This is a genomic window from Halostagnicola kamekurae (genome assembly GCF_900116205.1).
In the GTDB taxonomy this organism is placed as follows: Archaea; Halobacteriota; Halobacteria; order Halobacteriales; family Natrialbaceae; genus Halostagnicola; species Halostagnicola kamekurae.
The window spans coordinates 420,345-431,620 of record NZ_FOZS01000004.1 but is presented as its reverse complement, the minus strand read 5'-3'; the positions used below and the strand labels follow the sequence as shown (position 1 = coordinate 431,620).

Genomic DNA, 11,276 nt, shown 5'->3' with positions numbered 1-11,276 from the left:
ACTCGAGTTCGTCGCGAACCGTTACTCGAACTGTTCGTTACCGTTGTGGGGGGTCGGAAGCGCCCACTGACAGTAGACGGCGGCCAGCCTCGTTCCGACGGTGACTGTGGCACACAGCGCCGCTGCTCCGCCACCAATCCCTGCGGTATCGAGTAGCCAGTAGGTCGTTCCGCCGAGTACCGCACAGCTCGCGTAGAAGTCGTCGATCATGATAAACGGCGTTCGGTCCAACAGGATATCTGCAATCGCACCCCCGCCGACGGCGTTGATGGTCGCGATGACGACCACTCCGAAACCCGGCAGGCCGCTGTCCGCCGCGACGATGGCCCCGGCGGTGGTAAACGCGGCGAGTCCGACCGCGTCCGCCACTACGGTAAAGGGGTGATCGTCGGGCGACTCGAGGGCCATACTGAGCCCGATCGCGAGGGCGACACCGAACACACCGAGACTAACCTCCCCCAGCGAACGAAGCGCAAGGGGGACTCGGTCGACCAAAATGTCCCGGGTCGCCCCACCTGCGAAGGCTGTTGCGAGCCCCACGACGGTAACGCCGAAGATATCGAATCGCTCGCGGATCGCTTTCGTTGCGCCCACGAGAGCGAACGCGATCAGCCCGACGGCGTTCATCACGGTAAACGGGTCGCCGAGCAGTTGCTCGAGTAGTCCTCCCATGATGACTGCACACTGCGGACTCGACATATTTAACGTTCCGATTCGCGAAATCGTACTCCGTTGTGCCGGTTCCGCTGGTTTTGACCATCTGCCTTCTCAATACGGTCAAGCGGATAACTCAGTTCGTATTCGCGTTCTGTATACATCAGATATATATGTTCTCGGTAGTAGCTATTGATTACCATGGGATGGTATCTCAACACAGCCGCGGCACCGGCTTACATGGATGTGGCCAACAGCAACTGGCTCTGGATCTCGGCGATTCCAGTGGTCTCGATGGTGTTAGTGCAAGCGGGGCTGTTCCTTCGACGGTCGTGGAAAAACGGGAAAAAGATGGGGTTATCTGACGAGCAGCTCAAAACCGGGCTGAAAACTGGGGTCATTTCGGCGGTCGGCCCTGCAATAGCAGTGCTCGCGGCGATGCTCGCACTTATCGCGGTCGTCGGCGGGCCAGTTGCCTGGATGCGACTGTCCGTCATCGGATCCGTCGCCTTCGAACTCCCGGCCGCGGAACTGGGGGTTTCCCAGCTCGGATTCGGGTTTGGCGACGAGGGAATTACCGAGAGAGCGTTCGCGACTGCAGTCTGGACGATGACCCTCGGCGGTATCGGGTGGTTGATCGTCGCGGCTGTCGGGACGCCGCACATGGAGAAGGCGAGACAGAAAATCGTCGGCGGGCGGGAGAAACTGCTCCCGATCGTCACCTCCGGCGCGATGCTCGGGGCGTTCGCGTATTTCGTCTCCGGGGAAGTCACGGCCGGGGCTCCCGAAACGGGATCCCTTGCGATCGGAGGGTTAGTCATGCTGTCGCTATTGAAGATAGCTGATGAGAACGACGTTCAGTGGATCAGAGAATGGGCGCTGGGGACGTCGATGGCGGTCGGCCTCGTCGTCGGAATAGGTGTTCACATGGTCGCCGGAGGGGGGTGGTGACGATGTCGCCACCGTCGGGTTCAGGTGAGAGCGTCTACGAATCGGATTTCATCCCATATATCAACAAATGGGGGCGAATAACGAGTCTGCTCGCCGTCGCCTTTTCGTTCGGGCCGGCGCTCGTCTTGCTCGCCGTGTTCGAGATTATCCCGCCGACGGGGGCGATAGTCGGCGGATTCGTGTCCGTCGCGACCACGTTCGGGATCATCTGGTTCATTGAACCCATCTCGTACTATCCGGTTCTCGGTATTCCCGGGACGTACATGGCGTTCCTGTCGGGTAACATCTCGAACCTCCGCTTACCGTGTGCTGCTGCAGCACAGGAGAGCGCCGATGTCGAAGCGGGGACCCCCCGCGGGAGCATCATCTCGACCATCGCGATCGCCGGGTCGATTTTCGTGAACATCACGATATTGACCGTCGGTGCCCTCGCGCTCGTTCCCGTGTTCGAGGCGCTTCCCGAATTCGTCCGGAACGCCCTCGAGTCCTACCTGGTGCCTGCGATCTTCGGTGCGATTTTCGCGCAGTTCGGACGGGACTACCCGAAGATAGCCGCGGTCGCTTTCTCTATCGCGCTGGTGATGACGGTGTTGATGGATCTCGGATACTTCGCGTTCCTCCCCGGCCTTCCGATCTACGCCGTGATCGTCGTCTCCGTGTTCGGCACGATCTACGCTGCGAAACTCATGTGGCAACGCGGTATGATCGAGACGAGTTCGTGAGACGCCCGTTCCGGCACCTTTCTGCGGTCTAACTCGATTTCGGCCGTCTTTCTGTAACGCCGCCTTGGGAAATTATAAATAGTTGGTATTGCCATGTTACTCTATGGCAGAGGCGAGTGAACTGGTCGAGTTGCGACGCGCGTTTCACGAACACCCCGAACCGGGCTGGTGCGAGTTCTGGACGACCGCGAAAATCGTCGACGAGATCGAGCGAATCGGTGCGGACGAAATCCACGTTGGTCCCGACGCTATCGACCCGAACGAGAGACTCGGCGTTCCGGACGAACGGGAGTTAGCCACGTGGCTGGAGCGCGCTCGGAACGATATCGACCGGCCCGACGTGTTCGAGAAGATAGCCGGTGGCAATACCGGCGCGGCCGCGGTCGTCGACAACGGCGACGGTCCCTGCGTCGGTCTCCGGGTGGATATCGATGCCCTCCCGATAACTGAATCCACTGATGCGAGCCATTTTCCGAGCGCAAACGACTTCCAGTCAACTAATGACGGATTTATGCACGCTTGTGGCCATGATGCGCACATAACAATTGGACTTGGGGTTCTCAAGGAGGTCTCGGAGAGCGATTTCAGTGGTACTTTCAAAGTTTTCTTCCAACCTTCCGAAGAACTCCTTGGCGGTGGAAAGGCGATGGCAAACACCGATCATCTCTCTGATATTGACTATCTGATGGGTACCCACGTCGGACTCGACCTGCCGGCCGGCGAAGTCGTCGCCGGACTCGACGAAGCGCTCGCACTCTGCCGGTTTGACATTTCCTTCGACGGAACGTCGGCACACGCCGGTACCGCACCACACGACGGCCACAACGCTGTGCAAGCCTTGATCACCGCGGCGAACAACATGTACGCGATTCCCCGCCACGGTGATGGGACGACTCGAGTGAATATCGGCGAGATCCGATCGGAGAACGCGGCGAACGTCATCGCCGACTCGGCGACCGCGAAAGCGGAAGTACGGGGCGGGTCGACCGAGCTGATGGAGTATATGAAAGAATCCGTGTACGATTGCCTCGAGCACGCCGCGGAGATGCACGGCTGTGAGATGGACGTCCGAGTCATCGGACAATCGATACGGCAAGACTGTGACGAAGAGATGGTCGATGCCGTATACGAAAGCGCGACCGAACTCGAGGCGGTCGAGTCTCCCCGTCGCAGCGGGACGCTCGATGCGAGCGAAGACGCCACGTATCTGATGAAGACCGTCGCCGAAAACGGCGGCAAAGCCACGTACGTCGGTATCGGTGCGAGCAATCCGGGCGGTCATCACACGCCGACGTTCGACGTCGACGAGGAGTGTCTCCCGATCGGCGTTTCAGTGCTCTCACGAACCGCGTTGTCTTTGCTCGATAGCGACTAGAATACGGACTCGTCGTCCGTCGTATCGATGCCTCGAGAACGCTGATTCCGTTGCCGATTCTTGAACCGGTCCGCCAGCGAGGTCAATACCGAGATGCGATGATAGACGGTGGTCCGTCCATTACTGATAAACCGTTCACAAATATTTTTCCGGTAGTATAGCATTAGGTAACGTATGCAACGAACCGCTCGAGACACGCTCGTCGCCCTTCTCGTTGGATGTGCAGTGTCCATCGGTCTGTACTGGATCGGCCGATATCCCAGTCTCGCGCTCGTCACGGGGCTTTGCTGGGTCTGTGGGCTCAAACTCACCCTCCACATTGGCAATCGCTACCCGGCGTACGCGACCGGAGAGACCTGGAACGACAAACGCTGGACGGGGCTCAGTGTCGGACTCGTTACGCTGGCTGCGCTCATCGGTGTCAGCCCGTTGTTAGATGTTTCCGACGAACTGCGCCTCGGACTCGGATTCTTGATCACCGGGGCTGGATTCGTCGCGTACGCGACTGGCACGCTCGCCGTACTGGAACGGATCGATGGGGATTCCGCTGGCGCTTCCGCGGCATCCGAGAGAGCATACTCGTCCGAGGGGGATTGAGTGAGCGGCCGAACAGCGTGAAGTATATGTGGCTGGGTTTTCCTCTCTCCGTACGGAGGGGTACCGATCCTACGCGTTGAGTTTACGACCGCGACGACTGGTGTGCTGGCTAAGCTTTGCCGGGCGCTGGGCAACATTCGAAGTATCGAACTGGACAACGCGTTCTACGTCGAGGACGGAACGTGGATCGAGTCACTGACAGTTGCATCGAACGATCCGTTTACGCCGGAGCGAGTCCTCGAGGAGATCTCCGGCGTGTCGTTGTTCTACAGCAGCGAAGTTCCGACCGAGTCGGACGACCTCGAGATCAGGCGACTCACCATCTTGGCGAACGAATCGTATCCGTTTATCTTGAGCCTCGTGTTGCGACAGGAAGCGATCCCGAACCGAATCGTGTTGCAAAACGGCGTCTTCGAGGTCGTCGTTACCGCCCGGGACTGGGATCAGTTCCGGTCGCTGGCAGACGAGATTCAGGACACACTTGGCGAGTTCGAACTGCTCTCTGTCACGCAAAACGAGGAGCCGGGTGAACCGCTCGACAGTGGCCGACTGACGGAGGTTCTCGTCTCGAAGCTTACCGACGAGCAACTGGCAGTCCTCGAGACGGCTTACGACAATGGCTACTTCGACATTCCTCGAGAAACATCCGCGACGGACCTCGCCGCCGAACTCGACATCGCACAATCGACGGTGAGCGAGCGACTCCGAACCGCGGAACGAACCCTCCTCGAACTCATCTATGGTCCACGGAACTAACGGCCGATCAGCGACCAAAATATCTGCCCCCATTTAATAAATGATCCTCATCGATCCCAATAGGGGATAATACGATTCTAGTCACCTCATAACATGGGGGTGGATGACGCTGAGAAAAAACCATGAAGGTTCGGCTCGGGATCAACCCAACCGACTCACGAGACGCAGCTACCTCGCCACGGCCGCGTCCGTAGTCGGTGCCGGTACCTTCGCCGGTTGTACTGACAGCCGTGGCCAGAGTCTCGAGCCAGATATACCAGACGGCGTACCAAAAACTGTCGAGACTCAGTATTGGCGGGATTGGGAAACGATCGACGCTGATTCCCCGCCACTCGAGTACAGCGCGACTGGGGGTGCGGTACTCGACCCGCTTCCGGTCGAGTTCTCGAGTGAGGACGACCCGTGGATGCGCGAACACGCATTCATGGTACAACGAAGGCTCAACGACCTGGGAATCGCAGTGCAGCTCAACGACCGGCCGATGAATCAGCTCTACGCCCAAAGCTGGTCGACGAAGGGACTCGAGGCGGTAATCTCGATGAGCACCCATGGACCTGATCCGCAGCGAGGGCTCGATCCGAATCCGCTATTGATGCGCCGGACGAAGGGATCGCTCTCGAACTACGACAACTACTATCACCCCGAACTTCAGGAAATACTCATCGAACAGGCTCGGACGACTGATCGGGACGAACGAGAGGAACTCGTCGATCGGGCACAGGAGCTATTCGCCGAGGACGTCGGCGCGTTGATCACGCTCTTTCCGAACATCGTCACGGCGGTGAACACGGAGATGTGGAGCGGCTACGTGGAGACGCCCGGTAACGGTCCGACGATGGACTCGTTCGTCTGGACGGAGGTCAACCTCCAACCCGAGACGGATAACCGGACCTACGTCAAGGGCGTTTCGACGTCGATGAACTCGCTGAACTTGCCGTGGGCTGCAGGCGGTGCAGAGGCGAAACGTCTCACGTTCATCTACGACGGCCTGTTCGACGCAACGCCGGATCTCGATGTGGTTCCCGCGCTCGCGACTGACGGCGGATTCGTCGACGAAACGACGGTCGAACTCGAACTCCGCGAGGGCGTCGAATGGCACGACGGCGAAGCGTTCACCGCCGAGGACGTGGCGTTTACAGTCGATCTCTATCAGGAATACGCGTCCTCGAGTCAGGTCCCGTTCTACGATCCGATCGAATCGGTCGAGGTGCTCGGTGATCTCGAGGTGCGGTTCAACCTGTCGAACCCTGATGCGGCGTTTATGACCCAGCGAGTCGTCCGGAGCGTTATCCTCCCGAAACACCGGTGGGAGGACGTCGACAACCCGTCCCAGCACAACCCGGATGAACCCGTCGGAACTGGCCCTTTCGAGTTCGAAACATGGGAGCAAGGTACACGATTTTCCGCCTCGCGTAACGACGACCACTGGATGTTCGACGACGACTGGCGGGCCGATGCGCTCGGCGATCAAGTCGAACGCGGGCCCGGCGTCGATCGGGTCATCTGGATCAACGTCAGCAACGTCGACGCCCTGATCGGTTCGCTCCAGAGCGGGTCGATTCACGCGATCGGAACGAACCTGTCGACGCTGCAGGCCGAGCGCGCGGCGAACGAAAACGGGATCGAACAGGTTTCAGCCGGAAGTTACGCCCCGCTCGACGGGAAGCTCATGTTCTCATGTCCGCTCGTCCGCGACAAGGAGTTTCGCGTGGCGTTGGCGAAGTCGATCGACTCACAGGCGTTCATCGACGACTTCTTGCAGGGAGAAGCGACGGTCCCGCCGGGCGAGAACCCGATCTCGCCGCTCACCCAGTGGCACAACCCGGAGACGACAGAATACACAACCGACATCGAGGAGGCGCGGCACATCCTCGAGCGGGCGGGGTACACCTGGGACGGCAACGACAACCTCCGCTATCCTAACGGTGAGGCGTGGGGCGCGTTCGTCGATCGTATTCAGCCCGAAAACACCTACAAGCGCAGGGAAGAACTCGAACAGGCGGATTTCTCATGAACTCGACGATGGAGCAGACGACACTACGACAATGCCAATGGCAGCGGAACCGTCTCGGCGCGAATCACGCGCCCGACCTGACACGGGTCTCCCCCGATACTGAACCGGCCTCTGCTGTACGAATTGCTGCGCATGATTCGGCCGTCGCGATTCCAATTAACGCGATGGAGGGAGATCGATGACGAAATTCCAGCGGTTCCTCCTCAAGCGTCTGGCAATTTCGATATTGCTGACACTCGTCGCCGTCTCGGTGATATTCGTCGTTCTGCGGCTGCTACCGGGAAGTCCCTTCGAGGCTCTGGTCACCTCTGGCAACCTCAATCAGGAACAGATTACTGAAATCCGCTCGACGTACGGTCTCGACGAGCCGATGTGGAGCCAGTACGTCAGCTATCTCACGAGCCTACTGACATTCAACTTTGGCTACTCGATCCTGCGCAGTCAGCCGGTTTGGACGGTCCTCGAGCCGCGGTTGATCAACTCGCTCATCCTGCTCGTGCCGGCACTGGTGACGACGGCAGTCCTCAGTTCCCTGACGGGCATGTACGCCGGCTGGAATCGCGGTAGCCGCTTCGAAAAGGCAAGTATCGTTTCGACGACGCTGTTACGCTCGACGCCGGTGTTCATCACGGCGATATTCTTCATTATCGTCTTCGCGTACAATCTGGAGATCGTCCCGGCGCTCGGAATGCGTTCGATTCGGGCGACTCCCGAGGGCTATTTCGAGACGTTCGTCTCGCTCGACTTCTTGCATCACTACATGCTCCCCTTCGCCATCGCCGTCCTCTACTACAGCGGCGATTTCCTGTTGTTAGCTCGCAACGGGGTCGTCGAGAAGCGAGGTTCCGAGTTCCTCAAGCTTCATCGGGCGAAGGGACTCACGGAGACCCAACAACTGGCTCGAGCGGGCCGGAACTCGATGCTCCCCATCTTGACGTACTTCACGCTCCGACTGGGGATGATATTCCAGGGACTGATCCTGCTCGAGGTGGTCTTTAGCTGGCCCGGTATCGGCCGGGAACTGGTGTTAGCTATCCAGCAACAGGACTACCCGCTCGTACAGGCCGCAGTGTTCATCATGGCGCTGGCTGTTATCATCGCGAACCTCGTCGCGGACGTTCTCTACGCGTACTTCGATCCGACCATCTCGGCTAACGGGGGTGAGTCTGCGTGAGTACCGAAACGACGCCAAAAGCAGCGGTGTACAGCCGAATCGACGCCCTGTGGACGACCCTCCGGAATCAGTTCGCGTTCCTGCGACGGGATCCGCTCGCGTTCGCGAGCATGATCATCGTTTCCACGTTCGTGTTCCTCGGGCTATTCGGGCCGCTTCTGGCTCCACATGAACCGATCGCACACACCGTCCGCGGTGACGGCGGGTCCGTCCTTCGACTCTCGGCCCCGAGCGCTGAGGCGTTTTTCGGGACGACCTCCTACGGAAAGGACGTACTGAGTCAGTTCCTCGCCGGCGCACGGCCGACGCTCATCGTCGGTCTGTTCGGCGGGTTCGGGACCGGCGCACTCGGGTTTACGGTCGGCGTCGTCAGCGGGTACTACGGCGGGTGGGTCGACGAAGTGTTGATGCGCTTGACGGACCTCACCTTCTCGCTGCCGTTCATGCCGATGGCGTTGCTGTTGCTCACGTTCATGACGCCAAACATCTGGCTGATAACGGCTATCATCGCTGCGTTCCTCTGGAAAATGCCGGCTCGAGTCGTCCGTTCGGAGGTGCTCTCGGTTCGTGAACGCACGTTCGTCAAATCGGCTCGAGCTAGCGGTGCGAGCAATCTTCGGACGATGGTCTACCACGTTGCGCCGAACGTGTTGCCAATCGGATTCCTGTACACCGCTTACGGGGTCGCCTGGGCGATCGCTGCGCAGGCGAGTCTCGCCTTCCTCGGGTTCGGTGACCCGACGATGACGAGCTGGGGTCGGATGCTTCGACAGGTGTTCGCCTCGGGCAACATGCGCGTCGCGTGGTGGTGGGTGTTGCCGCCCGCGATCGGTATCGCCGCGATAACTACCTCGGTGTTCCTCATCGGCCGCGCCTACGAGGAAGTCATCAATCCAGAAATTCAGACAGACCAATGACGCTACTCCAAGTCGAAGACCTCAAAGTCACGTACGAGACCGACGACGAACCAGTCCACGCCGTCAACGACGTCTCCTTTGCGATTGAGGAGGGGATCAACTACGGTCTCGCCGGCGAGTCCGGCTCCGGAAAGTCCACGGTCGCGGAGGCGTTGCTTGGATTGCTCCCAGGCAATGGAACGGTCGAGCACGGAACGATCGAGTTCGATGGAACGGATCTCACTTCGCTTTCCAATGGCGAACTCCGCGATATCCTCTGGGAGGACATCGCCTACATCCCACAGAGCGCGATGGACTCGCTCGATCCGGTGATGCCGACCGGCGACCAGATCGCACAGGCGATCCACACGCACCGAAACGTCACGGATGCGAAAGCACAGGATCGCGTCCGCGAACTGTTCGAAATCGTGGGCCTGGATCCCGATCGGACCGACGATTATCCACACGAGTTCTCCGGCGGGATGCGCCAGCGGGTCACCATCGCGATGGCGCTCGCGCTAGAACCCGACCTGATCATCGCGGACGAACCGACGACCGGGTTAGACGTCATCGTTCAGGACAAGATCATCGACAAGATCCTCGAGATTCAAGAGCGAATGGATAGCTCGCTGTTGTTGATCACGCACGAGATCGGTGTCATCGCCGAAACCTGCGACGAGCTATCGATTCTCTACGGCGGCAAGGTAATGGAACAGGGCAGCGTCGAAAACGTGCTGGTCGATCCGACTAACCCCTACACGATGGGGTTGAAAAACTCGTTCCCCGAAATCGAGACAGATGACGTCGATCCTGTTTCGATCCCCGGCTCGCCACCGAATCTAAACCAGGAACCGAACGCCTGTGTGTTTCGAGACCGCTGTCCGTTCGAAACGGATGCGTGTCGCGAATCGCACCCGGACCCAGTCGATCTGCCGAATCGAAATCACCGGTCGGCCTGTCACCGCGTCAAGGAGGCCGCACAGATGCGACGGACGGCTACCGAACCTGAGACGTGGGATCTCCCCGAAACTACCGCAACCGATTCGGACCGCGGCGAGGTAATTCTCGAGACCGACGAGCTGGAGAAACACTACGGACAGAGCCAATCGCTGCTCGACAAAATTCGCGGAACTGACCCCGAGTACGTCAAGGCCGTCGACGGCATCTCGATCTCGGTCCGTCGATCCGAAGTCCTCGGCGTCGCTGGCGAGAGCGGCTGCGGGAAGTCCACGCTCGGCGAAACAATCGCCTTACTCGAGGACCCGACCGGTGGTGAACTAACGTTCGATGGCGAGTCCTACGAGTACTATCAGGACGGGAATCTACAGGAGTTCCGGCGAAACGTCCAGATCATCTTCCAGGATCCGTTCGATTCGCTGAACCCTCGCCACACCGTTCGCCAACTCGTCGGTGAACCGCTTTCGATCCACGACTATCGAACCGACCAGAAAGAACGCGCGATCGTCGAAACGTTGGAGACGGTGGGGCTCACACCCGCCGACGAGTTCCTCGACCAGTATCCACACGAACTCTCCGGCGGCCAGCGCCAGCGCGTCGCAGTCGCGAAGGCGCTCGTTCTGGATCCGGACTTCCTGATCTGTGACGAACCCGCCTCGATGCTGGACGTGTCTCTTAAAGTCAACCTGTTGAACTTGCTCCGAGAACTGGCCGACACCGAGGATATCGGGATCATCTACATCTCCCACGACCTGGCGAGCCTGACGCAAGTGTCAGATCGGCTCGCGATCATGTACCTCGGGCGCGTCATCGAAGAGGGAGAGATCGACAGTCTCGCGACCCAACCCAAGCATCCATACACCGCGTCGCTGTTGTCTGCTGCGCCGGAAAAGGATCCAACGGCGGATCGAACACGAGTTTTGCTCGAGGGCGAGCCACCGGACCCGGTCGATCTCCCGTCCGGCTGTGCGTTCGCCCCGCGGTGTCCGAAAGCCAAGGAGTCGTGCCGAGAGAGCGAACCGGGAATCGACGCGACGGGAGACGAGACACACCGTGCAGCGTGTTACTTCCCGACGGACGAGACGGAATCGATCGCGACTGATTCGTCGGCTTCGAACGACGATATAGCGGTCGGCGAGCACGACCTCGATGGGTGATCGATCGCCGCTCGAGTGAACTC

General features: G+C 59.6%; 10 protein-coding genes. 9 read left to right on the top strand and 1 reads right to left on the bottom strand.

What is annotated here, in order from left to right; all coding sequences use genetic code 11:
• Positions 1 to 21: 21 nt before the first annotated feature.
• On the bottom strand, positions 22 to 672 hold the full coding sequence (locus BM348_RS18215; RefSeq protein WP_092907136.1) for a trimeric intracellular cation channel family protein: 651 nt from the start codon (positions 670 to 672) through the stop codon (positions 22 to 24).
• Between the two features lie 183 nt (positions 673 to 855).
• Here BM348_RS18215 and BM348_RS18210 point away from each other — a divergent pair, with 183 nt between their 5' ends.
• From BM348_RS18210 to BM348_RS18170, 9 genes are all read left to right on the top strand, one after another.
• Positions 856 to 1,605 (top strand): DUF5058 family protein, encoded by a 750-nt coding sequence (locus BM348_RS18210; RefSeq protein ID WP_245779531.1) that lies wholly within the window; start codon positions 856 to 858, stop codon positions 1,603 to 1,605.
• Between the two features lie 2 nt (positions 1,606 to 1,607).
• The gene (locus BM348_RS18205; RefSeq protein ID WP_092907134.1) at positions 1,608 to 2,327 is read left to right on the top strand and encodes a hypothetical protein; all 720 of its coding nucleotides are present in this window, start codon (positions 1,608 to 1,610) and stop codon (positions 2,325 to 2,327) included.
• Positions 2,328 to 2,430: 103 nt separating this feature from the next.
• Positions 2,431 to 3,702 (top strand): amidohydrolase, encoded by a 1,272-nt coding sequence (locus BM348_RS18200; protein WP_092907132.1) that lies wholly within the window; start codon positions 2,431 to 2,433, stop codon positions 3,700 to 3,702.
• Positions 3,703 to 3,876: 174 nt separating this feature from the next.
• A complete protein-coding gene (locus BM348_RS18195) occupies positions 3,877 to 4,299 on the top strand; it encodes a sterol desaturase (protein WP_092907130.1) in 423 nt (140 codons plus the stop codon).
• 105 nt (positions 4,300 to 4,404) lie between these two features.
• Positions 4,405 to 5,055 (top strand): helix-turn-helix domain-containing protein, encoded by a 651-nt coding sequence (locus BM348_RS18190; RefSeq protein WP_092907250.1) that lies wholly within the window; start codon positions 4,405 to 4,407, stop codon positions 5,053 to 5,055.
• Between the two features lie 103 nt (positions 5,056 to 5,158).
• On the top strand, positions 5,159 to 7,069 hold the full coding sequence (locus BM348_RS18185; RefSeq protein ID WP_092907128.1) for an ABC transporter substrate-binding protein: 1,911 nt from the start codon (positions 5,159 to 5,161) through the stop codon (positions 7,067 to 7,069).
• 178 nt (positions 7,070 to 7,247) lie between these two features.
• Positions 7,248 to 8,243, top strand: coding sequence for an ABC transporter permease (locus tag BM348_RS18180; RefSeq protein ID WP_092907126.1), 996 nt, complete (start codon positions 7,248 to 7,250; stop codon positions 8,241 to 8,243).
• A complete protein-coding gene (locus BM348_RS18175) occupies positions 8,240 to 9,160 on the top strand; it encodes an ABC transporter permease (protein WP_092907124.1) in 921 nt (306 codons plus the stop codon). The genes BM348_RS18180 and BM348_RS18175 overlap by 4 nt, the downstream gene beginning before the upstream one ends.
• Positions 9,157 to 11,253, top strand: coding sequence for a dipeptide ABC transporter ATP-binding protein (locus tag BM348_RS18170; protein WP_092907122.1), 2,097 nt, complete (start codon positions 9,157 to 9,159; stop codon positions 11,251 to 11,253). Before BM348_RS18175 ends, BM348_RS18170 begins: the two co-directional genes overlap by 4 nt.
• The last annotated feature ends 23 nt before the right edge of the window (positions 11,254 to 11,276 follow it).